Annotated in this window: 23 protein-coding genes; 2 read left to right on the top strand and 21 right to left on the bottom strand. The window is 37.7% G+C overall.

Annotated elements, in window-relative coordinates; all coding sequences use genetic code 11:
- Nucleotides 1–3: 3 nt before the first annotated feature.
- The 8 genes from ORNRH_RS03740 to ORNRH_RS03705 all read right to left on the bottom strand — a co-directional run bounded on the left by ORNRH_RS03740 (nucleotide 4) and on the right by ORNRH_RS03705 (nucleotide 7,569).
- On the bottom strand, nucleotides 4–2,271 hold the full coding sequence (locus ORNRH_RS03740) for an N-6 DNA methylase (RefSeq protein WP_014790575.1): 2,268 nt from the start codon (nucleotides 2,269–2,271) through the stop codon (nucleotides 4–6).
- 186 nt (nucleotides 2,272–2,457) lie between these two features.
- The gene (locus ORNRH_RS03735) at nucleotides 2,458–3,540 is read right to left on the bottom strand and encodes a DUF6620 family protein (protein ID WP_014790574.1); all 1,083 of its coding nucleotides are present in this window, start codon (nucleotides 3,538–3,540) and stop codon (nucleotides 2,458–2,460) included.
- 169 nt (nucleotides 3,541–3,709) lie between these two features.
- Nucleotides 3,710–4,045 (bottom strand): DUF805 domain-containing protein, encoded by a 336-nt coding sequence (locus ORNRH_RS03730; RefSeq protein ID WP_014790573.1) that lies wholly within the window; start codon nucleotides 4,043–4,045, stop codon nucleotides 3,710–3,712.
- Nucleotides 4,046–4,087: 42 nt separating this feature from the next.
- Nucleotides 4,088–4,546 (bottom strand): hypothetical protein, encoded by a 459-nt coding sequence (locus ORNRH_RS03725; RefSeq protein WP_014790572.1) that lies wholly within the window; start codon nucleotides 4,544–4,546, stop codon nucleotides 4,088–4,090.
- A gap of 228 nt (nucleotides 4,547–4,774) precedes the next feature.
- Nucleotides 4,775–5,272, bottom strand: coding sequence for a hypothetical protein (locus tag ORNRH_RS03720; RefSeq protein WP_014790571.1), 498 nt, complete (start codon nucleotides 5,270–5,272; stop codon nucleotides 4,775–4,777).
- A gap of 14 nt (nucleotides 5,273–5,286) precedes the next feature.
- Nucleotides 5,287–6,294 carry a TFIIB-type zinc ribbon-containing protein gene (locus tag ORNRH_RS03715; protein ID WP_014790570.1) on the bottom strand — a complete coding sequence of 336 codons (1,008 nt, stop codon included), beginning with the start codon at nucleotides 6,292–6,294 and terminating at the stop codon, nucleotides 5,287–5,289.
- Between the two features lie 3 nt (nucleotides 6,295–6,297).
- Nucleotides 6,298–6,558 carry a hypothetical protein gene (locus ORNRH_RS03710; protein ID WP_014790569.1) on the bottom strand — a complete coding sequence of 87 codons (261 nt, stop codon included), beginning with the start codon at nucleotides 6,556–6,558 and terminating at the stop codon, nucleotides 6,298–6,300.
- Between the two features lie 24 nt (nucleotides 6,559–6,582).
- Nucleotides 6,583–7,569 carry an SPFH domain-containing protein gene (locus ORNRH_RS03705; protein WP_014790568.1) on the bottom strand — a complete coding sequence of 329 codons (987 nt, stop codon included), beginning with the start codon at nucleotides 7,567–7,569 and terminating at the stop codon, nucleotides 6,583–6,585.
- 339 nt (nucleotides 7,570–7,908) lie between these two features.
- Here ORNRH_RS03705 and lepA point away from each other — a divergent pair, with 339 nt between their 5' ends.
- Nucleotides 7,909–9,705 carry a translation elongation factor 4 gene (gene lepA / locus ORNRH_RS03700; RefSeq protein ID WP_014790567.1) on the top strand — a complete coding sequence of 599 codons (1,797 nt, stop codon included), beginning with the start codon at nucleotides 7,909–7,911 and terminating at the stop codon, nucleotides 9,703–9,705.
- Nucleotides 9,706–9,800: 95 nt separating this feature from the next.
- Here lepA and ORNRH_RS03695 read toward each other — a convergent pair whose 3' ends face one another.
- Genes ORNRH_RS03695 through ORNRH_RS03665 form a run of 7 tightly spaced genes read right to left on the bottom strand, consistent with a single transcriptional unit; the run spans nucleotide 9,801 to nucleotide 16,603 of the window.
- Complete coding sequence (locus ORNRH_RS03695) at nucleotides 9,801–10,337, bottom strand: hypothetical protein (RefSeq protein ID WP_014790566.1); 537 nt, start codon at nucleotides 10,335–10,337, stop codon at nucleotides 9,801–9,803.
- Between the two features lie 37 nt (nucleotides 10,338–10,374).
- The gene (locus tag ORNRH_RS03690) at nucleotides 10,375–11,709 is read right to left on the bottom strand and encodes a DUF58 domain-containing protein (protein ID WP_014790565.1); all 1,335 of its coding nucleotides are present in this window, start codon (nucleotides 11,707–11,709) and stop codon (nucleotides 10,375–10,377) included.
- Between the two features lie 21 nt (nucleotides 11,710–11,730).
- The gene (locus ORNRH_RS03685) at nucleotides 11,731–12,720 is read right to left on the bottom strand and encodes an AAA family ATPase (RefSeq protein WP_014790564.1); all 990 of its coding nucleotides are present in this window, start codon (nucleotides 12,718–12,720) and stop codon (nucleotides 11,731–11,733) included.
- 3 nt (nucleotides 12,721–12,723) lie between these two features.
- A complete protein-coding gene (locus ORNRH_RS03680) occupies nucleotides 12,724–13,899 on the bottom strand; it encodes a DUF4350 domain-containing protein (RefSeq protein ID WP_014790563.1) in 1,176 nt (391 codons plus the stop codon).
- The gene (locus ORNRH_RS03675; RefSeq protein ID WP_155814492.1) at nucleotides 13,889–14,686 is read right to left on the bottom strand and encodes a hypothetical protein; all 798 of its coding nucleotides are present in this window, start codon (nucleotides 14,684–14,686) and stop codon (nucleotides 13,889–13,891) included. The genes ORNRH_RS03680 and ORNRH_RS03675 overlap by 11 nt, the downstream gene beginning before the upstream one ends.
- Entirely contained in the window at nucleotides 14,655–15,638 is a 984-nt protein-coding gene (locus ORNRH_RS03670) for a hypothetical protein (RefSeq protein WP_014790561.1), read from the bottom strand. The genes ORNRH_RS03675 and ORNRH_RS03670 overlap by 32 nt, the downstream gene beginning before the upstream one ends.
- Nucleotides 15,635–16,603: a stage II sporulation protein M gene (locus ORNRH_RS03665; protein WP_014790560.1), complete on the bottom strand. Its 969-nt coding sequence runs from the start codon at nucleotides 16,601–16,603 to the stop codon at nucleotides 15,635–15,637. The genes ORNRH_RS03670 and ORNRH_RS03665 overlap by 4 nt, the downstream gene beginning before the upstream one ends.
- Nucleotides 16,604–16,630: 27 nt before the next feature.
- On the opposite strand from ORNRH_RS03665, the gene ORNRH_RS03660 reads away from it, so the two are divergent.
- Nucleotides 16,631–17,374 carry an RDD family protein gene (locus ORNRH_RS03660; RefSeq protein ID WP_014790559.1) on the top strand — a complete coding sequence of 248 codons (744 nt, stop codon included), beginning with the start codon at nucleotides 16,631–16,633 and terminating at the stop codon, nucleotides 17,372–17,374.
- On the opposite strand, the gene ORNRH_RS03655 is transcribed toward ORNRH_RS03660, so the two are convergent.
- The 6 genes from ORNRH_RS03655 to ORNRH_RS03630 are packed head-to-tail and all read right to left on the bottom strand — an operon-like array spanning nucleotide 17,371 to nucleotide 23,894.
- On the bottom strand, nucleotides 17,371–17,790 hold the full coding sequence (locus tag ORNRH_RS03655) for a rhodanese-like domain-containing protein (protein ID WP_164881976.1): 420 nt from the start codon (nucleotides 17,788–17,790) through the stop codon (nucleotides 17,371–17,373). The genes ORNRH_RS03660 and ORNRH_RS03655 overlap by 4 nt on opposite strands.
- The gene (locus ORNRH_RS03650) at nucleotides 17,774–18,874 is read right to left on the bottom strand and encodes an EpsG family protein (protein ID WP_014790557.1); all 1,101 of its coding nucleotides are present in this window, start codon (nucleotides 18,872–18,874) and stop codon (nucleotides 17,774–17,776) included. The genes ORNRH_RS03655 and ORNRH_RS03650 overlap by 17 nt, the downstream gene beginning before the upstream one ends.
- A 12-nt stretch (nucleotides 18,875–18,886) precedes the next feature.
- On the bottom strand, nucleotides 18,887–19,120 hold the full coding sequence (locus ORNRH_RS03645) for a TM2 domain-containing protein (protein WP_014790556.1): 234 nt from the start codon (nucleotides 19,118–19,120) through the stop codon (nucleotides 18,887–18,889).
- 36 nt (nucleotides 19,121–19,156) lie between these two features.
- Nucleotides 19,157–22,183, bottom strand: coding sequence for an AAA family ATPase (locus ORNRH_RS03640; protein ID WP_014790555.1), 3,027 nt, complete (start codon nucleotides 22,181–22,183; stop codon nucleotides 19,157–19,159).
- 2 nt (nucleotides 22,184–22,185) lie between these two features.
- On the bottom strand, nucleotides 22,186–23,406 hold the full coding sequence (locus ORNRH_RS03635; protein WP_014790554.1) for an exonuclease SbcCD subunit D C-terminal domain-containing protein: 1,221 nt from the start codon (nucleotides 23,404–23,406) through the stop codon (nucleotides 22,186–22,188).
- A 17-nt stretch (nucleotides 23,407–23,423) separates the two neighbouring features.
- Nucleotides 23,424–23,894, bottom strand: a complete 471-nt coding sequence (locus ORNRH_RS03630) for a type II 3-dehydroquinate dehydratase (protein ID WP_014790553.1) — start codon at nucleotides 23,892–23,894, stop codon at nucleotides 23,424–23,426.
- Between the last annotated feature and the right edge of the window lie 73 nt (nucleotides 23,895–23,967).

Below are 23,967 nucleotides of genomic sequence, written 5' to 3'. Positions count from 1 at the left end.
CAATTAATTATAAAAGGTTTCGGGTTCTGATACCATATCATCATAAATTCGTACACGGCTGATATGGTCTTTTTCTACAGGGTAAGTGATTTCTTTTAGAGGAATGTCCCATAATTTATGTGCTTCTCTATATGCTTTAAACTCTTTTGCTAGTGGGACTAACTCATTTTCTATTTGTGTACCCGTAGTACTTATTCCTGCTTTTTCTACTTCGGCTATAGGCACTTGGTAATTAAAATCAGCCTTTATTTGTGCTTTTATTTCACTGTCTATGGTGGCTTGTATTTGTTTGAGTTCTGCCCTTAGTTTTTGTTTTTCTTCTTTGGGTAGTGATTCTTTCCCTTTTAGTTTTAATTGTTCTTTTATCGGTTCGGTTTGAGGTTTGTATTTTTCGGTAATTTCTTTCTCTGCCTTTTTTACGATTTTTCGGTATTGCTTTGCCTCCTCTTCGGTAAATTTTTTGAAGAATAGTAAACTTGGTTTTACAGTTGCTCCACTGGCGATAAAAACATCTTGCGGAATAGAAGTAATCAATAATATTTTGGCTTTACTCTCCACAAAATCTCTAATCTTCTGTAGATTGGTATTATTTAAAACCCCTTCCGGCAAAACGATTCCCATTCTTCCGCCTGGCTTTAATAAGTTCAAACATCTTTCAATAAACAATACCTCTGTAAGAGTGCTCATACTCCCTGTTTCATACAAACTGAGTAGCGGTTTATTAATGTTATTATTTACTTGTTCTAAGGCTTTGTTATAAGCATTGCCATATCTTTGTTGGTATTTTTTTATCCGCTCTTTGTCTGTATATTTATCTGCCTCGGTTATTTTAAGTGATTTTTCCACTCTGCTACCAAAAGGCGGATTGGTTAGGATAATATCAAATCTGTTTTCAAAAATTCCGTTTACATTTAGCAATCCATCGTTATGATGAACCCCACCGTGTCCGTCTCCATGCATAATCATATTCATCTTGGCAGTTCGGCTCATTCTTGGGTTGGCATCGGTACCAAAAATACAATCATAACTTAACTCTCGTATTCTACTTTTAGGGTTGTTGATGTCTAATTCTGCATTGAGTTTGGTAAATAAATTATTTACAATCTGGTCAATCTGTTCTTTTTCCTTTTCGTCTGCTTTTTCGTAAGTTTCATTATAGTATTGAGTTTTTATTTTTTCTTTTGCTTGGTGTATTTCGTTCTCAATTTTGGCTCTTACATATTCAAAGGCTTTAATCAAAAAACCACCACTGCCGCAACAAGGGTCGCACATTACCTCACTTTCTTGTGGGTCGAGTACTTCTACCATAAAATCAACAATGGTTCGTGGAGTAAAGAACTGCCCAAGCTCCCCACGGAAAGTTCTTCCCAAAAACTGCTCAAAGGCAATTCCCTTTACATCGTCTGAAGTGGTTGATAAATTGTATATTTCTAATTCTTTTACAATGGCTTCAAAACTATTTTCTCTGATACGAATAATTTCGTTAGGTTCAAATAGGTCATCATCTTTAAAATCTTCTTTGGTTTGTTCAAATAAAAATTGATAGAAGTCTTTACCGTCTTTTGGTTTATATTTTTCATAACTAGCTTTGTCTGCCTTAAATGCTTCTTCTGAGAAAATTTGATTTTCAGAATTACTTCTTTCGTATCGAATTTTTATAAATAGAATTTTACTAATTTCATCAAAAGCCGCCTCTGGAGAAAGTTTATCGTTATTACGAATAATATTGTGGCATTTGAATAATAGTTTTGAGAACTCGTCTCTGGTAAAGGCTTTGGTTTGTTTCAATAGTGAATTGATTTTCTTTTTATCATTCACAATTGAAGCATTGGGAATATTCACCACTTCTTCTAAGAGCTTAGGGATTTTTCCCTTTACTACTTTAAAAATTTTAGTTTCTTTGAGGTTTGTTGTAACAAAGAAGTCAGCCCCTGCCCAAGCGGCATAATTATATCCTTGAAAATAATCCTCTTCTCTAATAGTGATATGCTCGGCTTTGCATTCCACAACAATAATAGGGCTATTACCATCTATCTTGTCTTGCCCATTACGCCAGACTACAATATCTGCCATAGCACGCCCTTGTCCTCTTTGGGAATTATTAACCTTAATTTCCTGCCCCATTTGCTCAACTGTAAATCCATAGTGATTAATTAATCGGCAAATAAACTTCTGCCTTACTAACTCTTCAGGTTTTAATACAAGCCAAACATCTTTACCTTTTAGAGGAGCTTTTATTTTATTATTACTTATTTCTATATCTATTTTCATCTCGGATTATTGTAATAAGATTGTGAAAAATATTTACCGAAACAAAGATACCATTTTCCTTACCATAAACAAGGATTTTTCACCATACATAATGTAAAATTATCTTCAGTTTATCAGACTTAGTATTTCTTTCGATCATAAAAAAGCCCCTCATACGAGAGGCTTTTAGCATTAAAAAATAATCAATTAAAAATCGACATCATCGGCGATATTGCCTCCTTGTTCTTCGGCAAATTTTTTACCGTATTCTTCAGCGAATTTATGTTGTTTGCCAATCACGCCTGTGGTAAAGGCAGGACTGGTAGCCCATTTCATCGCGACGCTTTGGAAGTCGCCAATGGATAGTCCGTAGTTTTCGCGAAGCCATTGTGCACCATCGATTCCGTATTCGTAGGCGGCTTGCATGGCTCCGGCTAACTCAGCATAGAAATCAATATCTTCGTTGATGCGTGCCAAGTTTTCTGGATTGGCAGGTGTAGATGAGTCGCTTTCCATATTTTGAAATTTAGGATGCGAACTTGCCGTAGCAAAATATTGCCCATACAATCCTATGAGGGTAAAGTCTGAGTCTTGTTGCATTCTTGTTTGCCATAGCTGATTAGCTTCGTCCCATTGTGGGCGTTCTACGCCTAAGGCTTTGGCGACTTCATCTTCGGTGGCTCCACTTGCCATCTTGGCTGCCGCTGCGGCGTAGTCTTCTAAACTAATGCCGTGAATGGGTTGTAATAACGGATTGTTTTCGTCGAATTCTACATGCTGCATCATTACGGATTCGTTGCCATAATCGTAATCGTCGTAGTCCTCATCTTCCTCATCTTCTTCAAAATATTTGTCGGCAAATTCTGCTAAGGCAGTTTGCATTTGGGTTAGGTCTTCTTGCATGCTTGCAAAAAGTTTGTTGGTGGCTTCTTGAATGGTTTCGTTTGCTTGTGGGTCTTTAAACAACTGCTCCCATACAAGGGCTTGTTGGGCTGATTTTTCTACATAGCGTAATGCGGCATTCATTAGGTCGTTATCGCCGTGGTAATCTCCGAGGTTTTGAATGTTTTCTCTGTTGTCTGAAATGACTTCTTTTACTTCTTCTAAAATTTTGAGAGGTTCTTCATGGTTGCCTGCGTACATATTGTTTAGGATTTCTCCCATATAAATATCCCAAAAGTTGGTGTTGCAGATGATTTCGTTGTAGTATTCTACTTCGTTGTCAAAGGAGCCTTTGGCGTAGTATACTCCTTCTTCTTCGTTCCAGCCGCCTTGAAAGTCTGTACTCATAATGATTGGTTTTTTATTGTTTTTGTTGTTGAATTGTGATGGTTGTGTTTTTTGTTTGGTTGTGCGTGAGGGATAGAGGCGGTATCCTTTTTTGCCACTTTGTGTGGCAAAAAAGATATAGCCGAAAGCCCGACCCGTAGGGGCACGCCCTCCGTCCCAGTGGAAATAATTATTCTATTTCTGGGGCTCCGTACTGGTTTGCTGCGTCGCTAGGTTGTATAGCTAGGTAGAGGTTGTAGAATGGTATGAGTAGAAACCAGCCGCTTTTGCCTACATCGTGCATTCTTCTTACGCCAATGGCTATACTTGGGACTAGTGTGGCTAAAGAGAATAGGAGCCCGAGAATGGGAAGTCCTGTGATGCCGTCTATGATTCCTAATATAATGGATATTACTAAACTGATTCCAATGAAAATCCAGTAGGCTTTTCTGTTGGTTCTTCCTTTAAAGTTGGCGTAATCGTTCTTTAGTACATTTACGAAATACTTGTTGAAGTTTTCTTTCATTTTTTTATGTTTTAATTGTTATTGAATTTGCTTGTTGTGGTTTTATGCTTCTTTTTTTTCCTCTTCTTCCTCTTTGTTGTGAAAGGAGGAGTATATGAAGGTTATGGCGATGATGCCGATAATGACAAGTGCTCCCCAGTATTTTTGGAAAAAGCCTAAGTGTTTAAGCTCCTCGGCTGGTGGGAGGTTGTTTTCTTGAATGATGGCTTGGATTTCTTCTGGTGAGATCTCGTAGTAGATTTCTTTGTTGATGCTGCTTAGTCCTACTAATTCTGGCTCGTCGATAATCCAAACGGGCATCCATGCGATGTGGAAGTATTTGTATTTAATGCCGAGGTCTATGTATTCTCCTGGGCGGTCTTGGTAGTCTTCGGTATTGGGCAGGTCTGCCACGGTTTTTAATTTTTCGACTGTTCCGATTGGGATGACTTTTGCGGCTTGCGCTTGGTTGCTAAATAATCCTGTGATTGATAGAAATAGGACTAAAAATAAATGTTTCATAATTGATTTGATTGAAATGTTAAATGGTTGAAATTCTTGTTTTTTTGTCTTTGTTTTTATGTGTGAAATCGTGTGTCCTAGGTGGGACGGGACGTGTCCTAGATGGGGAATGGCTTGTCCCATCTGGGACTTGGTGTGTCCTAAGTGGGACGATGCTTGTCCTAGGTAGGAAATGTCTTGTCCTAGATAGGACGAAGCTTGTCCCAAGTGGGACGAACTCTGTCCCAGTTATTTTTTGTTTTCGGCGGCAATTTCTTTTAGGATTTGCTCGCTGTCCACAGGCTCGTCGCCTAAGAAGAAATTATACCCGATGATCATGAATTTTTCCTTGACGCCGTCTTTTTCCAAGGTTACCCAATTGTAGGTGTCTCTTCTGGCTCGAACTCCGTCGCTCGAGATTTGAATGTGCTTGGCATTGGTGAAACTCATGGTTTTTACATCTTTCAGCTCAGAGAGTTTAAAGACCTTGGTCGGGCGGAAATATTTTTTTAAATACAATTGATTGTCCTTGATTTCTGCCTTGCACATCGTGAACTCAACCCATAAGAAAAGGACGAAAATGGTTAAGAATATAAGCCCGAAAATGATGGTTTTGAGCGTGCTATTGTCGCCACCCATTAGGATAAAGAATAAGATGGCAAATACTGGGGGCATGAAAATAAGTCCTGCCCAAAAGCTTAAATCTGTGTACTTCCCATGGAGTTTTACATCTGGATACTGTTTCATAAAATTTAGTTTTTTTACAAATTATTTAATTGGTTAATTGTTTGTTCTAGTCGCTGGTGGTGCAGGTTGTAGAGCTCGGTATATTTCTCTAAATCGCCTACATGTTCCAAAAATCCGAGAGAGAGCTCCAGCAATTGCTGCTTGTCCCAATACTGGGGGCTGTCTTTGGAAAGCTCTGCCAAGGGATATTCTTCCTCAAAGCCTAATCTCTCGAGCAAGTAGGTGTATAGTGCTGGTTTGTACAAAAATTTGCTCTCGGTATAGGCATTCACCTCATCGTCGATTTCTCGGTAAAAGATCTTCTTGTCATCCTCTTTCATAATGGGCAGTATGCGAACTTTCTCTAGCCAAACCATGGCTCGGTAGTGGAAATATGCCCAAAGGGCTTCTTTTTCCTTATCGCTGTTGAGCCTCAAGTCTTCGTACTGTTGTTCTAAATCTTTATGGCGTTCTTCGCCAATATCACGGGTGTAAAATCTAATATGTTGCATATTAGAGCCAGGTACAAAGGTGTTTTGCGTTTGGCAATACTCGCAACGGATGTAGGTAGAGACAAAATAAAGCTCCTTGATCTCTATCGGGGCACCACATTGCGTGCAGGTGAAAGCGTTTTTTATCTCCTCATACTCCGCCAAGGCTTTTTGTAAATAGACTTCGTTGCTGATTTCTTTTACCGTGCCAAAAATTTGATCTTCTTTGGCATACATTTCGGTTCGGAAGTCCTCGAATAATTTGGTGATTTCCTGAAATAGGGTTTTATAATCGCTCGAAGCATTCACACCGATATTTCTTTTGGGTGAAATTTGCTTGTTGTACACCTCGTTTGCCTTTTGAATCAAGGACTTGAACTGATTGACGATGCCTTGTTTGAAGTGTCCATATTCTCGCTTGTAGCGGTCTGGGTCTTCATCATAGACCGACTGCACCACGGGCAAAACCTCGTCTTCCAGCTCTTGGGCTTTGGCTCTGAGTTTTTGTAAAAATACTTGCGAACGCTCTTTTAAGGCTTGTAAGTTTTCCATACTCTATGATTTAAACGGATGCGAATTGTCCTCGTCATTTATAAAAATTCCTTTGTCCATCTTTTTTTCTATAAACTGAAAACCACAATAAGCACAATGGGTTACGCCCTCGTGCTTGGCTCTTCCTGCTCCACAATTAGGGCAATCTAGGGCAGCCACTTCGGCTTTTTTCTCTACAAACTCGCCACCGTATTTCTGCTGTTGCTTGGCTTTGAGTTTCATTCGCTCGACCATTGATAATGGTTTTTTGTTGGGTTCTTCCATGGGTTTTATTTTTTAGAAAATAAACTATAACGAGGCAATAATCTCCGCTTTTTTAGCTTTAAATTCTTCCTCATCGATTAAGCCACTGTCGAATAAAGTCTTTAGCTTTTGTAACCTTGAGGCTAAATCATCTGCGGAAGAAGAGGTTTGGTTATTAGTATTCTGTCCATTGGATTGAGCTTGTTGCATTGCTCCCATCATTGCCCCCATAGCGGCACCTTGTTGCATGCCTGTTTGCATAGGAGAGCCGTCTCTGCCTACAGCTTTTGCCGCTTGGAACTTGGCAAATTTGTCCATATCGCCAATCATGTTCATGCTAGTTACTTCATCATAATGTTTGGTGACTTCTGATGGAAGCGTTGCCGAACTGATGGTGAATTGCGTAATCTCCACGCCCAAATCTTCAAAGTAAGGAGCAATTAGAGGTGTGATTTTTTGACTTAAATCCGATAGATTTCCCGCTAAATCAAGAATAGAAATTCCTGAGTTCGATAAAACTTCGGCAAATTTTGGTGCAATGAAATCGCGTAATTGATATTCCAATTCAAAAATGGTGAGTCTAGGAAAAGTTCCTGCATATTCTTTAAAGAATTTTGCAACATCTTTGATGCGGACATTGTAGCTACCAAACGCCTTTACACGCACCTGCCCAAACTGACTATCTCTCACGATAACGGGAGCAGGAGTTCCCCATTTTAGGTTTACAAATTGTGTGGTAGCAAAATAATATACATCAGCTTTAAAAGGGCTTTCAAAACCATATTTCCAGCCCTTTAGTTTACTAAGGATAGGAATGTTCTCGGTTTTAAGCGAATATGTGCCTGGCTCAAAAATATCAGCAATTGTTCCCTCGTTCAGGAACATAACTTTTTGGCTTTCTCTCACAACGAGTTTAGCCCCATTTTTTATTTCTTTATCGTTGTCGCATACTTTTACCATAAGTAGGTTTGGATTTTCTGCCACCCACTCGATAATTTCTAAAAATGGAAGTTTTTTATTGATGTCAGACATAACTTGAGATTTTAAACCTTTCTGCAAATCAAAAAAATCAAATGTTTTTTGCAGTAGATGCAGGTGTTTTTTTGCGTCTACAATGTGTCTACAAGTTTTTTATTTGTTTGGTAATTAAATATTTGTAAAATGTTTAATAGTGACACTAATCAGGTTTTGTAAAAAAGTAGTCTAGGAAAGAAAATGGATAAAAGGAGCCATTTTGATAAAGATAAAACCCAAAAAAGAGTGTTTGCAAATGGAAAAATTACTTTGATTGGATTCAAAATTAGAAGTTGTTTAATCTAAATATTTTACAATCAAAAGTTTTTAGTATTTTTGCAAATCTACAATAGATTTATGAAGAACATACGCAATTTTTGTATCATAGCCCATATAGACCACGGGAAGAGTACCTTGGCAGATAGACTATTATCTCACACACAATCGGTGACCGAGCGCGAAATGCAAGACCAGTTGCTAGACGACATGGACTTGGAGCGCGAGCGTGGTATCACCATTAAATCGCATGCGATACAAATGGAGTATGAGTATAAAGGAGAACAGTATATATTAAACCTTATCGATACTCCCGGCCATGTGGATTTCTCTTACGAGGTTTCGCGCTCTATTGCGGCGTGCGAGGGTGCTTTATTGATTGTAGATGCGGCACAGAGTATTCAGGCACAAACGATTTCAAACCTTTATTTAGCTTTGGAAAACGATTTAGAAATCATTCCAATTTTAAATAAAATAGACTTGCCAAGTGCCAATCCAGAAGAGGTGTCAGACGACATCATCGATTTGCTCGGTTGCGACAAAGAGGACATCATCCGTGCCAGCGGAAAAACAGGTATTGGAGTAGAGGATATCTTGGCTGCGATTATTGAGCGTATTCCGCCACCAGAAGGAGACCCGAATGCACCTTTGCAGGCGTTGATTTTCGATTCAGTGTATAATCCATTCCGTGGGGTGGAGGCTTTCTTTAAAGTTGTAAATGGCGAAATCCATGAGCACGAGGCGGTGAAGTTTATGCAAACGGGCAAGGAATACGAAGCCGACGAGATTGGAACTTTAAAACTAAAACAACAGCCCAAAAAAGTTATTAAAACAGGAGATGTGGGCTATATCATTTCTGGGATTAAAACTGCTGTGGATGTAAAAGTGGGGGACACCATAACCTCTGTAAAACGACCTGCTGATAAGCCTATCGGAGGATTCGAGGAGGTGAAGCCTATGGTGTTTGCAGGGATTTATCCCGTAGATACCGAGGATTACGAAGAATTGACTTACTCGCTTGAGAAATTACAATTAAATGATGCTTCGCTTACTTTCCAAAAAGAAAGTTCGGCGGCATTAGGTTTCGGATTCCGTTGTGGTTTCTTGGGCATGCTTCACTTAGAGATTATTCAGGAAAGGCTTGAGCGTGAGTTTGATATGACGGTGATTACCACCGTTCCCAATGTGTCGTACCATGCCTACACCGTGAAAAATCCAGATGAAATGATTTTGGTAAACAACCCATCTGATTTGCCAGACCCATCGGGCTTGGATCGTATCGAGGAGCCATACATCAAGGCTTCTATCATTACCAAAGCCGATTTCGTGGGGCCTGTGATGACTTTGTGTATCGATAAGCGTGGAGAAATCGTGAATCAAACTTATTTGACATCAGACCGAGTGGAACTTACCTTTAATATGCCACTTTCTGAGGTAGTGTTTGATTTTTATGATCGATTAAAAACCATTTCAAAAGGTTATGCATCGTTCGATTATTCACCAATAGGTATGCGTCCGTCGCAATTGGTGCGTTTAGATGTGCTCATTAACGGCGAATCTGTCGATGCACTTTCAGCCTTGGTGCACAGAGATAATGCTTATGAGATTGGTAAAAAAATGTGCTCTAAACTGCGTGAATTGATCCCAAGACAAATGTTTGATATCCCAATTCAAGCGGCAATTGGAGCTAAAATCATCGCGCGTGAAACCATCAAAGCCCTAAGAAAAGATGTAACGGCAAAATGTTACGGAGGGGATATCTCGCGTAAGAGAAAACTTTTGGAAAAACAGAAAAAAGGTAAAAAGCGTATGCGCCAAGTGGGACGCGTTGAGGTGCCACAGAGTGCTTTTATGGCGGTGCTTAAGCTTAACGACTAAACATAAAAAAAGGAGAAAAAAACAATTTTTCTCCTTTTTTGTTTTTGATAAAGGTTTTTTATAGGAATAATTATTAAATATTTGCTTCAGTTAATTTACCAATCAGGCAAAATTTTTATTTGGGAAGAATCGGGAAACTTCTGGTAAGTTATTACTTCCATTTGTTCTCTTTTCGGTCTAATTTGCTTTGTTTGAATAGATCCTTTGTCAGAATTTTTATCAAGAAGCACTTCTATTCTAAATCTAACATGTCCACCCTGTACCCAATAAATAAAATACTCATAATATAATTCATCATTTTTCATTTCATATACTCCCATATATGATTTTCTTGGGTCAAATCCTTCTTCGGGTAGTTCGTTTTCATTATAAATAGCCATTCTTCCGTTTTTATAAAACTTTAAATACTGTTTGTAGTTTCTCCCTTGAACAGTATAATTATTCACATAAATAGAATTCAAATCTATTATATTCTCAATTTTTTTTTCTTCGCCTTCTCTCATTTTTAATTGAAAAAGAAACGGATTTTTTTTAGAATAACGATATTGTTTAAATTCATTTTTAGAAATACCAATGTACCAGCATGAACTAAAACTAAACAAAATTGCTAAAACAATAATTTTCTTTATCATGATGTGAGGATTTTTATAAGACTAAGTTATTTTCATTTTACAAAATCCCGCGTGCTTTGATTTCCAAATATTTATTGATAACGCCTACACTCAAGTTTTCGGGGAGCGTGTAAATCGAATGAATTCCGTATTTGGACAATTCTTGGCGAATCAATTTCTTTTCGTATTCAAATTTTTCGGCAATGATTTCGTCATACACCTGTTGCATATTTTCGTGGTCAGTTTTTTCCACCATTTCCTTTAGCAGTTTATTTTTAAAGAAAATTACCACCAAAATGTGATTTTTGGAAATCGCTCGCAAATACGGCAATTGGCGATAGAGCGCATCCAGTGTTTCGAAATTAGAAAACAAGAAAAACAGACTTCTGCGTGTGATTTTGTAGCGCAAATCGGTGTATAATCGGTTAAAATCCGATTCTGCAAAATCCGTAGAAACATTGTACAGCGCATTGGCAATTCGTTTGAGCTGAAAGGATTTGTGGTCGGCTTTCACGATTTGCTCAATCTTGCGAGAAAACACTGCGATACCCGCATGGTCTTTCTTTTTGAGCACAATGTGAGACAATGCCATCGATGCGTTGATAGAATAATCCAGCAGGCTTAGCCCGTCAAACGGCATTTTCATCGTTCGTCCTTGGTCTATCAGCATATAAATGCGTTGCGAGCGTTCTTCCTGATACTGGTTCACCATCAGGCGGTTCATTTTCCCCGTAGCTTTCCAGTTAATCGTGCGGATGTCGTCGCCCTGCACATAATCTTTGATTTGCTCAAACTCGAGCGTTGTCCCGATTTTTCTAATTTTTTTTATCCCGCCTAATAAAAATTCATTTTTTAAGGCAATTAGTTCGTACTCAGGCAAGCGAATGAACGAAGGATAACACGCCAGCGTTTTGGCTTTCTGTTGCTGATAGCGACGCGAGACCAAACCAATCGGCGAAATCACATAAATATTTAAATTTCCAAAATGATATTCGCCGCGTTGTTTGGGTATTAAATTATAAGAAAAATAGGTGTTGTCGTTTTTTTTGATTTTTTGTTTAATTAAAAAATCCCTTTTTTGAAACTGAAACGGAATTTCATCTATAATATTGATTTTAATCCCGAAAGGATAAAGGTTTTTAACATCAATACGCACAGGATTTTCATCGCCATTCGAGAATTTTTCAGGCAATTCTCGGCTCGATTGCACCCCTTGCTTGAGATGATAAAGCAACACTACATCTACGATAAAGACAATGCTAAACAATGCCAAAACGCCTTGTGCCACAGAGAAAAATAGGGGCGAAAGAAGCCCGAGCACAAATAGCACAATGATGGCAAAAAGCAGCCAATAAAAAAGTGGCTGAATGTAAAGTGTTTTAAGTCTTTTCATATCGTAGTTTGGCGAGGGGAATTAGCGAGGGATTTCTATATTTTCTAAAATTTGACGGATGATTTCATCGGTAGAGAGTCCTTCCATTTCGCGCTCAGGCGACACAATCACACGGTGGCGCAATACGGCAGTAGCAGCTTGTTTAATGTCTTCTGGCGTTACAAAATCACGACCGCGAATGCCCGCAAAACCTTTAGACGCCACAAGCAATGCCAAAGAGGCACGAGGCGATGCTCCTAGATACAAAAATGGATTTTCGCGTGTATTGATCACGATTTTGGCGATGTATTCCATGAGGTGTGGCTCCACGATAATTTCTTTGATTTGCGCTTGGAATTTAAGCAAATCCTTGCCACTCAATACTTGCTGAATGTCGTCCAGTTTTCCGTGGTTTTTGAGTGCTTGTTGTCGCTGAATAATGTCGATTTCTTGTTCTAAATTCGGGTAGCCCACTTTAATTTTAAACAAAAAACGATCAAGCTGAGCTTCTGGCAATCGGTAAGTTCCTTCTTGTTCAATCGGGTTTTGAGTGGCAATCACAAAGAACGGAAGTTGCATTTTATAAGTTTGGCTATCAATAGTTACTTGGCGTTCTTCCATCACCTCAAAAAGGGCAGATTGTGTTTTAGCAGGCGAACGGTTAATCTCGTCGATCAAAACGAAATTTGAGAAAATCGGTCCTGCTTTAAACTCAAAGTCAGAGGTTTTAAGGTTAAATACCGAAGTTCCTAAAATATCAGACGGCATTAAATCTGGCGTAAACTGGATTCGGCTAAAATCTACCGAAAGTGTTTTGGCTAAAAGTTTGGCTGTAATCGTTTTTGCCACCCCTGGCACGCCTTCGATGAGCACATGTCCATTGGAAAGCAACGCCACCAGTAGCTGCTCCACCATTTCGTCTTGTCCTACGATTACTTTCTTTATCTCGTTTTTTACACGCTCTAAGCCTTCTTTAAGCGGTGCTAAATCAATTCGATTGTTAAATTCTGTGGGATTATTTAGTTCTTCCATTTGCTATGATTTATATATTTGGTCTAAAAGTTTATTCATTTTAATTAATTCCTCTTCGTGCACGGGTGCCTTGGGGTGAATTGCTTTGGTGAGCAATCGCACGGCTTCTTGTATGGTTTCGTGCGGTTGCATGGTTTTGATGTGTAGTCTTTCAATGAATTTTTGGTCTAATTCATCGGTTGGGATCATAAGTTCTGAGCGCACTTTTTGCAAGAAATACAGGGCTTTTTTCTGTGCCATATCTTTGGCGTCGCCTTCTTGCAGATATAGATTGCTTATGTTTTTAACAAATTCTGCCGATTCGTTTTTCACGGGCGGAATGATTGGGATAATGCGTTGTTTTCTTTTTGCGGTGAAAATCATAAAAATAATTAAGCCCAAAAGGAAAAGTCTCCACGCCCATTTGAGTGGCGGATTTTCAAAAATTACCCGTAAAATGGAATTTTGATATTTCCATTCTTTATTTGATCGGTTCTGGAACCAGATGGTTTCTTGATTTGGCAAATAGCCTAAAATTTTAGGAATAGCCTTGTAGTTTTCTCCGTTTAAAATACCATAATTGGTAAAGATTTCGGGCGTGCTTATGAAGTAAATTTTTCCCTTTCCGAGAGGAATTTCTACAAAGAAACTCCCAATTTTATTATTTGAGTGATTTTTTGTGGTACCCAGTACATTTAAGCTATTTGGCTTTGCGTGAGTGATCAGCAAAACATCGTTTAAATGGGATAGCGAAATAGGAGAGATTCGTTTATTGATAAAATTTAGGTTTAGCGTGTCGATTTTTTCCATATAAAAAGAATTGATGAGGATTCTACTCATCATACTTTTTCCATAATAGTTATCGCTTGCCAAGAAAAGGTTACAGCCTTTTTCTACTTCGCTCAGTAGTTTGTCCTTCGCTTCTTCGCTGATTTGTTTCCCGATAATTAAATAATTTCTCGTTTGGGTGGAATCTGCGGGTTCATATTCAAAAGGGCTCTCGCTTGTGCGCGTGAGCTTTCCGTGAAACAGAGAATCCGCTTCTTGATCAAAAATATAAAGCCCAAAAGGGTCTTTGCTGTTTTCATTATAAGTTTTTGTCCAATTAGAAATGGGCGTTTTTGTAAATTCAAAAACTAGCATAATCAAAACGACCATGCCCAGAATAATGCCATAGGTGCGAAATAACTTATTGTTCATGGCTTTCTGGTTTTAGTTTAAATTCTTGAGTAAAAGTGTGATAAGCCGTCTCGTTGATGTTGAAGTCGCCATACCATACATGGTCGAAAATATACACAGCTCGCTCAAAATGCTTTTTATCGGCAGGGTTTTTAAGCTCGTGCAAATAATCGGTGTTGGTTTTTTCTTGCATCCAATTGATTTTGCCCAAATCGGTATATTCTTTCAATAATTTTAAAAACTGATAACGCAATGCGGATTTGTAATTGCCCTGCAATTCGTAATCTGAAATAATCTTGGTGAAATCGATTTCGTGGATATCTTCGATGATTTCTTCGGGTTCGATGTTTAAGGTTTTACCTTTTTTAGCAAAAAATAAATTTCCTTTTTCTTTTGCTATGAATTTTACCCCCACATAAAGGGCAGAGAGAATGATTAGTCCACAGATGAAATACACAGCATAAGTTGCCCAGCTACCCAATTTAGCTTCAAGTTTTTTCATACGCAAAATTCGGTAGAGCCATCTTTTTAGCCTCTCAAAGAGCGATAGACTTTTTTGGTTGTCATGGTATTCAAAGTCGATACCAGTGTATTTTTCCTTAGGATTTTCAGAAAAGTTGCGTTCCTCCAGTTTTTGATTCACGATTTCGGGATTGTATGAAATCAAAGAATCAATGCTGGTAAGGCTGTCTTCCTTTGGGGGAAATAAATCGGGCTCCGAGAGCTGTGCCCAGCTCACGGAAACCCATAAGAAAAATAATATTTGAAATGATTTTTTAAGCATTGGTGCCAATCGTATCAATCTCATCAAAGAAAACTTCGCGGTGTAAATCTTCTCTTGAGTCGTAATAAATAAGTCCGATGTTGATGTATATTAAGTTAGATAAAATAAGCCCTAAAACAAAAGAGAGGATATAAGAAACTACGGTGATTATGACTGTGAATGAAGCTATAAAACCTGGGTTTACAGCGTCCTCACTTACGCCCGCCATAGCAGCAAATCCTGCGATTAATCCTACAATGAGCCCCACTGCCATCTGGATAGTGGAAATGATTAAATAGGAAAGAAAAACGCTTAAAAAATATTTTTTGAAGTTTTTTGAAAATGTAATAGAAAATGCTTTTCCTATGGATTGAAAAAAGCCCATATCGGTTAATATATAATTATTAAAGCTCAATGTGAAAATTAATAATAATGATACACCAAAAAACAATAGAATCGCAACAATTAAAAGAAAGCCTATCGCATTGAGGACAAAGCTGTCTCCCATAAATAAGCTTGCAGGTGCCATGAGTAATGCCAAGATTAGAATGAGTACAAAACCAATAGGAATGGCTAAAAGAAAAGCAATGATAAAGTAGGTGGCTATACGCCCAAGTTTGTTTTTAAAAACATCAAAAATTTCTTGAATGCTAAAGTTTTTACGGTTTTGCTCGCTAGCAGTTTGCATGTACAGGATTGGTAATGAATAACTAATGCATCCTAAAATAAAGAATAAGAATAGTATCAAAAAGCCAACAAATCCAAATAAGCCTATATTTTCTGAGAAATAGGAATAAATGAAATTGCTATTTCCTCCCAATATTAAAAGATTAAAGGGAATGTCCTTTAATATAAAAAAGGAAATTACTAGGATTAAAATAATTACGCCACCAGATAGTGCGATGTAATTTTTCAGGAAATTTTTTCCATATTCTTTGAAAAATCCGAGAGAATCTGAAATTAATTCGCCAAGGTTTCTTTTTTTGTAGAAAATCATAACTTAGAATTTATTTGATTAAACACTTTTTTAGGATAAAAAACATAATAAAATAAGATGAACCCAAAACATCCAAAAATGATGATTAAGTTAAGGATTAAAGGCATATCTAGGGCGTGCCTTGTTACAAAACCTTCAAAAATTCCCGCCACTATGGTAAATGGCACTGTGCTGATGAAGATTTTAAAAGCATCTCTAATACCTAATTTGAAAGAATTAAGTCGAGAGTAAGTCCTTGGAAATAAAATCGATGCGCCGAGTATGAGCCCCGCCATACATTCGATTATCATGGCACTTATTTCAAATGCACCATGAATCCAAATGCCACGCATGCTACGAGCTAGCTCTCCGTACTCCAAGAAGAAATATTGAAACGAGCCCAACATTACGCAGTTGTAAAACAATGCTAGAATGCTCCCGAGTCCCAAGAAAATACCATATAAGAACATGGTAGCTCCTACCTTTAAATTATTATAAATAATCCCGATGGCACTTCCCCAGTTGCTGCCACTTTCATACACTGCAATGGGATTTCCTTCTTGTATGTTGCTAATCGTCATGTCCACATAGCCATCGCCTAGAATCAAACGGACAAACTCTTCGTCATTTACCGCAGAAAACCACCCAATTGTGGTGAAAATCACAAAAAAGAATACCGAAGCCCATAAAAATTTACGATATTGGTATGCCAAAAGTGGCACTTCGGTCAAGAAGAAATATTTTATTTGATTTTCTTCAATGCGTTTGGTTTTGTAAATTTTTTGATAGATTTTTGTTGAAAGTTTATTAAGATAAGAGATGGTTTTACTCTTAGGATAATAGGTTTGTGCGTAGGATAAGTCGTTGATTAAATCAATGTAAAGGGAGGATAACTCATCGGGGTTTTTATTGACTTTGCCCAATAAGACACGCTCTGTATTGAGCCACTTTTCTTTATTTTGTTTGATAAATACTACCTCTCTCATAGACGAGGGCTAAATTAATATATTTTTATGAATTATATTGCAATAAATACCAGTCAAAATGTTAAAGTTGAGTTTCCTTTGGCTTCTTTCTCCGATAGAGCCTTGGCGTATGGTATTGATTTTGTCATAAGAGCAGCATATGCGCTTATTGCTCTTTATGTGCTATTTGAAGTAGTGGAAATTGATAGTTATGTGCAGGATCAATGGAGCGTTGTCGCAATTGTGATTATATGCATGTTGCCCTTTGTTTTTTATTCGCTAGTGTGCAATATGTTGCTTGAGGGGCAGACTATTGGGAAAAAAATACGCAAAATTCAGATTATTAAAATCGACGGTTATCAAGCCAATTTTGCCGATTATCTTATACGCTGGGTATTTTGTTTGATAGATATTTATTTCAGTTCTGCGCTGGTGGGTGTTACATCGATAGTTGTAAGTAAAAACAATCAGCGTTTGGGCGGGATTGCGAGCGGCACGGCTGTCATTGATTTAAAAGATGATTCAAGCATCAATCACACAATCTTAGAAGAAGTGGGCGAGGAGTACAAAGCATCTTTCCCGCAAGTTTTATTGTTTAGCGATGCCGATATGCAAATCATTAAAACACGATTTGAAAGTGCAAAAAGCCAACGAGATTTTAAAGTAATCGGGAAACTTTCGCAAAAAATCAAAGAAATAACTCAGGTGGAAACCGAAATGCACGATCTCGAATTTGTAGAAATAATCATCAAAGACTATAATTTCTACACAAGCCAAATGAATAAAGATTAATGCGATACGGGAAGCTTAGCTTGCTCCCAGCTGATGATGCCACCTTCTAACTCAAAAACGGGGTGGTAGCCTAGATCTCTCAAGATTTTAGCCGCTTCGTGGCTTCTTCTGCCCGAGCGACAATACACATAAATCGGCTTGTTTTTCGGTAATTCTTTTACCTTTTGGCTGAAATCATCACTTTTATAATCAATTAGTTGTGATTGATTTAGGTGTCCTTGTGCATACTCTTCTGGCGTGCGCACATCAAGGATTAAGCCTGGCTTTTGGCTGATTTTTTGATTAAATTCAGTAGCGTTTAATTCTAGTTTTTCGCTATTTTCTGTGGTATTTTGTGTTTTGCAAGATTGAAATCCTAGCATGCTAAAGATGAGGAAAAATAGTGCAAAAACGATATTTTTACTGCCTGTATTCATAAATTTCAAATTGTCCGTTTCGTTTAAATTCATTAAAAATAGATTTGTATGGAATAAAATCTCCGCCATCAAAACTAATCAAAATTCTAAAAAATATTGCTGAATAATATACCAAAATTCCGATTTTGATATAATTTTTAATTTCAGAGCGATTAAAATAGTTTAAAATCAGTACAATTGCACTCGCCAATCCCAAGAAATAAAACCAAGCAAAGCGTATGAAAGTTGTGTTTTGCATACTGAAAATTGAGAAAAATCCATAAAGAAAAACGGCATTAAATAGGATTCTTTGTTGCAGAGCAGGAATGTTCTTAAGCTTCGGAATAAAATATAAAACAACCAAAATTAAAGGGATTTCCAACAAATAAAGATATTTAAGTTCTGTGTTTTCAAAGGCGTAGTATTTCAATCGATCTAAATAAGGAAAATATTGCCCAATTCCTGTAAAGAATTTTTGAGAAATGGGTGTAATCCATTGAAAAATAACAACTGTTGTGAGTGCCGCATAAATCCAAAAAACAATTTTTAAGCTATTTTTTAGATTTAAAATAAAGAAAAGAGGCAATAAGATCAAGGCACTTCGATGGAAAAATGCGGCGAAAATAAATAATGCAAAACTCTCCCATTTTTTGCCTGTAGCAAAGTAGTGCGAAAAAGCAATCCATGCAAGTCCCGTAGCCATCAATTGGCGTAAATATACAAAGTCGAGCAAATAAAATTTACATAATACGATAAATAAAATCCAGTAGCTGAGCCTGCCCAGATTCATCTTTTTTACAGCAAAACTTTGCAAGAAAATCAGCGAAAAAGCTGTAATGAAAAAGAAAAATTCGCGCTGATTGGAAAGGCATTTCAGTAAAATGGTATAGGTTTTAAACCCAGGTTCGTAAAAGTTGAAATGCCATAAATCCAGAAATGAAAATCGCTCAAAAAAATAGCTATAATAGTACATGTCTTTGCTACCAATCATGTCGCGTATTCCCATAATAAAAGCCAAGCAAAATAGCGTGGCAAGTGTGTAGCCTTTGTTTTTAATGAAAGGCAACAAGAGTATGAGAGCAAAACAAAGTAGGTAGAAAAGCATTTACTCTGGTTCTTACAACCAAGGGCGTTTATTTACTTGATATATTTGGTAAAACTCCTCATCGCTTTTGGTGAGGTAAATAATCCCTTCAATTAAGCCAAGCGTTCCGCCGAAACCACAAGTGAAAATAGTAATGAGAATTTGAATAATCCCCTCTCTTTCGTAGCCTAAATAAAATTTGTGAATACCCAAACTACCAAAAAAAATCCCTAAAAGCCCAGCGGCAATTCTTTTATTATCTTGCATAATTGTTAAAATTTATTGGCAAATATAGTGAAAAATCTAATTGCTTTTGATTTCAAGCGTACTTATTCCAGAGCCATTTTGTTTCAACACGATTTGTGTAGCGATGCGTTCTTTGAGCGAAGAAACATGGCTGATGATGCCTATCATTTTCTTGCTTTCTTGTTGAAGGCGTTCAAGCGTATCTAGCGTTAAATCCAGCGTTTCTGGATCCAGCGTTCCGAAACCTTCGTCAATAAAAAGGCTATCGATTTGCACATTTTTGGACGCCAAATCCGAAAGTGCCAATGCCAACGCCAAACTTAAAATAAATGTTTCTCCACCCGAAAGTGTCTTTACCGAACGACGCTGATTGCCCATATCCTTATCGATGACAAAAAGGCTATCATCTTCCTCTTTTTCAGGATTAGCAATCAGGTATCTTGGGCTGAGGTTGGTCAAGCGGCGATTGGCTAAATAAATCAATTGCTTGAGCGTTAAACCTTGTGCAAACATGTTAAATTTCTCACCCTTGGCATCTCCAATCATTTTGTCCAAATCACGCCAAATTCGGTTTTCTTTGTTTTCTTGTTCTATTTTTTCGTTAAGCTTTTTCAGCTCAAGTTTATAAGAATCATTATTTGTTAAAAGATGATTCAATTCTTTCTCTTTGTTTTTCAGTTGATTGAGCAGTTGCTCGTTGTGGGAGAGGGCTTTTTCTAATTCTTCCAAGGATTCAGTTGGGCTATTTTGGGCTAAACTCTCGTAATCCTTTTTTAAGATATCTTCTTGCCCTGTAAGTTTTTGTAAATCAGGGTTTAATCGATTAATTTTTTCTTTAAACAATTGTGCTTGGCTGTGTGGTAATTTAGCCTTGAGTGCACTTGCAATGTCCACAAAATCAAGCGGAATAATTTTTTGGTTTAAATCTTTTTCTAGCGATGAGAATTTATCATTTTCTTCCTTTTTTTCTTTTTCTAAAGATTTGATTTCCTGTGATTTATGTTTAATTGTACTTAAAGTGCGTTCCCAATCAAGCAGGAAGCGATCTATACTCTCTTCGGTAGCACCTTGTGCCTCAAAATCCTCGATTTGATTTTTAAGCGATTTGCCCTCTGTGGTTACTTTGATAATGCTTTCCACCAGAGGGATTGCAGCCGTAGCCGCTTCGTGTAGCGTTTGGTGATTTTCCAGCGATTCCAATTGCTTGATTTCCGCTTTGGTAGTTGCGATTTTTTCCGCCCAATGGGTCGAAAAATCCACTTCAGGAAATTTTTCTTGCATCGCACTTTTTTTGCGATTCAATTCTTCATTTTTTTGCTGAATTTCTCCCTCTAAGTTTAATTTTTCTTTGCTTAAAGACGCTTGTTGATTTTCAAGTTTTAAGAGATTTTCGGTCGAAATTCGTAAAGCTTCTTTGGCTTGTTTTTCTTCTATTTTTAAATGGTCGTCTTCCGATGTTGTTTCGTGGGCAAAAGGGTGCTCGGTGGCTCCACATAACGGACAAGGTTTGCCCTGTGCCAAATGTGCGCGATGTTCCTCCAAGCTTTTTTTCTCATTGGCGAAAGCAATTTTTTCTTCAATCAGAGCGTGTTTTTCTTTTTTAAGGTCTTTGTCTTCTTTGGCTAATTTGATTTTACTTGGCAATGCAGATAATTCAGCCGAAATTTCATTGAGTTTTTTATTTTTTTCGCTTAAAGTTTCGTCGATATTCTTGAGCGATTGCATCGAAAGCTCAATCTCGTTGTAGGTTTCAAGGTTTTTTCGTGCTTGTTGCAATTGTTCTTGGACGCTTAAATTTTTATCCAAATGAATATTTGCCGAAATTTCTTTTATCGCATGTTCCGTGTGTTCAGCTTTGGCTTTTAAGACCGAAAGTTGCTCTTGTACTTCATTGGTTTTTTTTGCCAGCACGACCCCGAGTGGTTTAGCCACGAGGTTAAACTCATTCTTTAGCGAACCGTATTCGTTGGCTTTTTGTAATCTTTTTTCGTTTAAATTTTTGATTGTCTTTTTAAGTTTAGCCAAAGATTCGTTGAGGTTTTCCTCCAAAAAATCTGAATTTAGCATATTTTTAGCCTGCGTAAATTTTTCAGCTTTTTGGGCTAAAAGTTTTTTTTCTTCTGCGACTAAAATTTCAGATTTCTGCTCAATTTTAGCCAAACTCGTTTGCAGTGTTTGCCAGCTTGTCAGTTCCGTTGCGATGCTTTCCGTTGCTTCGTGTCTGCTTAGGAGTTTGCCTTCATTATTTTTAAATTGCTCAATTTGATTTTCAATTGCTAGAATATTTTTTCGGGCATTTTCCCATTCAATTTGCTTTTGAGCCAAATCCTTTTTTAGTTTAATTTGCGCATTGAGCAGCTCTCTTTTTTTGTTTTCAGAGTCTAGTGTTTGCGTATTTTCTTTTGCCTCGGCAAGGTACTTTTCTTCTAATTCTTGGGGCAATATTTTTTCCTCGTAGCCCGCTTTGTCTCTTTCCCAAAGTTTAATTTGCTCGCCTGAATTTTTATTTTTCTCATAAGCTTTTTGCCCGATTAAACGATAAATATTTGCCCCCGTGATTTTCTCTAAAAGCTGAAATCTTGATTTTTTATCCTCTTTTAAAAATTTAGCAAATTCGCCCTGAGCCAGCAATGCCGATTTGATGAATTGCTCATAACTTAGCCCAATAAATTGCTCGTTGAGTGCAGGTGCTTCGCTCTTTTTTTGATTCAGTGGTGTGCCCTTTTCATCGTACACAAACATTTCATATTCAGCCAAATTCCCGTTTCTATTCACACGAATGCTCCACACGGATTTTATAGTGCCTCGGGTGCAAGCGTAGGTCACCGCTGCCATGGCTTCTTTTTTTCCTTTCGTAAGGATAGAACCCGTTTTTTCGATATTACTTTTGCTGATGGAGTCTAGGCGAGGAATTTTGTTGTACAACGCAAGCGAAATCACATCTAGAATCGTGGATTTTCCGCTTCCCGTAGGGCCTGTAATGGCAAAAAGACTGTTGTCTTCAAAAGGTTTCTGCGTGAAATCTATGCAGTGCTCCCCTTCCAGCGAGTTGATGTTTTTAAATTCGATTTTTAGGATTTTCATGGCTAAAGGTTTTCGGTTTGTTGGTCATACACTTCTTGCAGCAAAATCGTAAAAGCTTCCCTTAATTCTTTTGCATATGCATCGTCCAAAGTTTGCGTTTCCAAAAATTCATCAAAAACTTCATTTGGGCTTAAATCCGAAATATTTACATCTTGATGAAAAAGCTCATTGGTGCCCAAAACTCGGTCTTCAAAAAACATTTTAGTTTTAATAATGCTGAAATTTTCTTCTTTAAAATTGGAAATTAAATCCAAAAAATCCGTTTCCACCTGAATTGAAAATTTAGGCTCTTTAAGCTCTATTTCTAGCAAATTAGTCAGTGTAGAATCGCTGTTTAGCGTATTAAGTTTAGTTTTAATGTTTTCTAAATCTCCCGAAATACGAATTAATTTCCTAAAACTCGGTACGGAAATGCTTTCGGGCTCAAAACCCTTTTCTGTATCGATTAAAAGCACTCTTTTTTCGTCTTTTCTTTCGCTAAATGAAAGCGGAAGCGGAGAGCCTGAATAAAAAGTGGGTTTTTCTGCATTGATTCTCTGTGGCTTGTGAATGTGCCCAAGTGCCACATAGGCAAAACGATTGCTCAAACGATGCGCATCAAATTTTGCCTCGTTCCCGATTTGGATATCTCGCTCGCTATCCGATGTTGAGGAAACACCCGCCGTGAACAAATGCCCCATGGCGATGACGGGTACATTTGGAAATTGCAATTCGCAGTATTTTGCAGCCTGAGCATAAGTGTTTTCAATCCCTTTTTGCACGGCTTGAATGCGGTCTTCGTAAGACAAGCCATCGTTGGCGCGGCGCAAATCTGCATCGCGCAAAAACGGAATGGCGCAAATTACGATTTCTTCGTCATTTTTCTTGAAAGGGATCACACAATCCTCTATGTTTTCGGGCATGCCGCCAATCATTTTCACCGAAATTTCGTTTAAAATATCTTTTGGCGCATTAAGCATAGAAGCCGAATCGTGATTGCCTCCTGTGAGAATGATTTGGCAATTTAATTTTTGCAAACGAATTAAGCTTTGGTAAAACTGCTTTCGGCTTTCGGCAGAAGGATTGCCTGTGTCAAAAATATCGCCCGAGACCAAAATTAAATCAATCTCACGATTTTCCACCAATTGGCAAAGCCAATCGATGAATAAATCAAAATCTTGGTGTAAATCGTAATTGTGCAGTTTTTTGCCAATGTGCCAATCGGCGGTGTGTAGAATTCTCATCGAAAAATAAGCGAAATTTAGATTTTTAAATAATCGAGCAATTCCTGCAAGGCAATTTTATAGCCCTCCAAGCCTTTTCCGCTCACAATGCTGATGCAGTTTACACCCGTAACGGATTGGCTTCTAAAATCTTCTCTCGCATAAATGTCCGAAATATGGATTTCGATACACGGCGTTTTGATGGCTTTAAGCGCATCGGCAATGGCGTAAGAATAATGCGTGTAGGCACCAGCGTTTAGGACGATGCCTTGGTAGGAAAATCCCACTTCGTGCAATTTGTCGATAATGCTGCCCTCGTGATTGGTTTGGTAATATTCAATGTCGCAATGCGAAAATTTTTCACGGATTTCTGGCAAAAAATCTTCAAAAGTTTTGTTGCCGTAGATTTCTGGTTCGCGTGTGCCGAGTAGGTTTAAGTTAGGACCATTAATGATGATAAATTTTGGTTTCATAATGCTAAATAAAGGCTTTTCTACAAATTTAATCATTTAGATTTTTAAATAAAAAAAATGTATAAAACCGCTCAGAATTTTATTTTTAAATAATTGAATTTGTGAAAAT

This window comes from Ornithobacterium rhinotracheale DSM 15997, from assembly GCF_000265465.1.
Lineage (GTDB): Bacteria > Bacteroidota > Bacteroidia > Flavobacteriales > Weeksellaceae > Ornithobacterium > Ornithobacterium rhinotracheale.
This window is presented reverse-complemented; position numbering and strand designations above follow the sequence as displayed.

What these genes read in the sequence shown, in the direction of transcription:
- ORNRH_RS03740 (WP_014790575.1), bottom strand. Translation starts at nt 2,271, where the DNA reads ATGAAAATAGATATAGAAATAAGTAATAATAAAATAAAAGCTCCTCTA.
- ORNRH_RS03735 (WP_014790574.1), bottom strand. Translation starts at nt 3,540, where the DNA reads ATGAGTACAGACTTTCAAGGCGGCTGGAACGAAGAAGAAGGAGTATAC.
- ORNRH_RS03730 (WP_014790573.1), bottom strand. Translation starts at nt 4,045, where the DNA reads ATGAAAGAAAACTTCAACAAGTATTTCGTAAATGTACTAAAGAACGAT.
- ORNRH_RS03725 (WP_014790572.1), bottom strand. Translation starts at nt 4,546, where the DNA reads ATGAAACATTTATTTTTAGTCCTATTTCTATCAATCACAGGATTATTT.
- ORNRH_RS03720 (WP_014790571.1), bottom strand. Translation starts at nt 5,272, where the DNA reads ATGAAACAGTATCCAGATGTAAAACTCCATGGGAAGTACACAGATTTA.
- ORNRH_RS03715 (WP_014790570.1), bottom strand. Translation starts at nt 6,294, where the DNA reads ATGGAAAACTTACAAGCCTTAAAAGAGCGTTCGCAAGTATTTTTACAA.
- ORNRH_RS03710 (WP_014790569.1), bottom strand. Translation starts at nt 6,558, where the DNA reads ATGGAAGAACCCAACAAAAAACCATTATCAATGGTCGAGCGAATGAAA.
- ORNRH_RS03705 (WP_014790568.1), bottom strand. Translation starts at nt 7,569, where the DNA reads ATGTCTGACATCAATAAAAAACTTCCATTTTTAGAAATTATCGAGTGG.
- lepA (WP_014790567.1), top strand. Translation starts at nt 7,909, where the DNA reads ATGAAGAACATACGCAATTTTTGTATCATAGCCCATATAGACCACGGG.
- ORNRH_RS03695 (WP_014790566.1), bottom strand. Translation starts at nt 10,337, where the DNA reads ATGATAAAGAAAATTATTGTTTTAGCAATTTTGTTTAGTTTTAGTTCA.
- ORNRH_RS03690 (WP_014790565.1), bottom strand. Translation starts at nt 11,709, where the DNA reads ATGAAAAGACTTAAAACACTTTACATTCAGCCACTTTTTTATTGGCTG.
- ORNRH_RS03685 (WP_014790564.1), bottom strand. Translation starts at nt 12,720, where the DNA reads ATGGAAGAACTAAATAATCCCACAGAATTTAACAATCGAATTGATTTA.
- ORNRH_RS03680 (WP_014790563.1), bottom strand. Translation starts at nt 13,899, where the DNA reads ATGAACAATAAGTTATTTCGCACCTATGGCATTATTCTGGGCATGGTC.
- ORNRH_RS03675 (WP_155814492.1), bottom strand. Translation starts at nt 14,686, where the DNA reads ATGAGATTGATACGATTGGCACCAATGCTTAAAAAATCATTTCAAATA.
- ORNRH_RS03670 (WP_014790561.1), bottom strand. Translation starts at nt 15,638, where the DNA reads ATGATTTTCTACAAAAAAAGAAACCTTGGCGAATTAATTTCAGATTCT.
- ORNRH_RS03665 (WP_014790560.1), bottom strand. Translation starts at nt 16,603, where the DNA reads ATGAGAGAGGTAGTATTTATCAAACAAAATAAAGAAAAGTGGCTCAAT.
- ORNRH_RS03660 (WP_014790559.1), top strand. Translation starts at nt 16,631, where the DNA reads ATGAATTATATTGCAATAAATACCAGTCAAAATGTTAAAGTTGAGTTT.
- ORNRH_RS03655 (WP_164881976.1), bottom strand. Translation starts at nt 17,790, where the DNA reads ATGAATACAGGCAGTAAAAATATCGTTTTTGCACTATTTTTCCTCATC.
- ORNRH_RS03650 (WP_014790557.1), bottom strand. Translation starts at nt 18,874, where the DNA reads ATGCTTTTCTACCTACTTTGTTTTGCTCTCATACTCTTGTTGCCTTTC.
- ORNRH_RS03645 (WP_014790556.1), bottom strand. Translation starts at nt 19,120, where the DNA reads ATGCAAGATAATAAAAGAATTGCCGCTGGGCTTTTAGGGATTTTTTTT.
- ORNRH_RS03640 (WP_014790555.1), bottom strand. Translation starts at nt 22,183, where the DNA reads ATGAAAATCCTAAAAATCGAATTTAAAAACATCAACTCGCTGGAAGGG.
- ORNRH_RS03635 (WP_014790554.1), bottom strand. Translation starts at nt 23,406, where the DNA reads ATGAGAATTCTACACACCGCCGATTGGCACATTGGCAAAAAACTGCAC.
- ORNRH_RS03630 (WP_014790553.1), bottom strand. Translation starts at nt 23,894, where the DNA reads ATGATTAAATTTGTAGAAAAGCCTTTATTTAGCATTATGAAACCAAAA.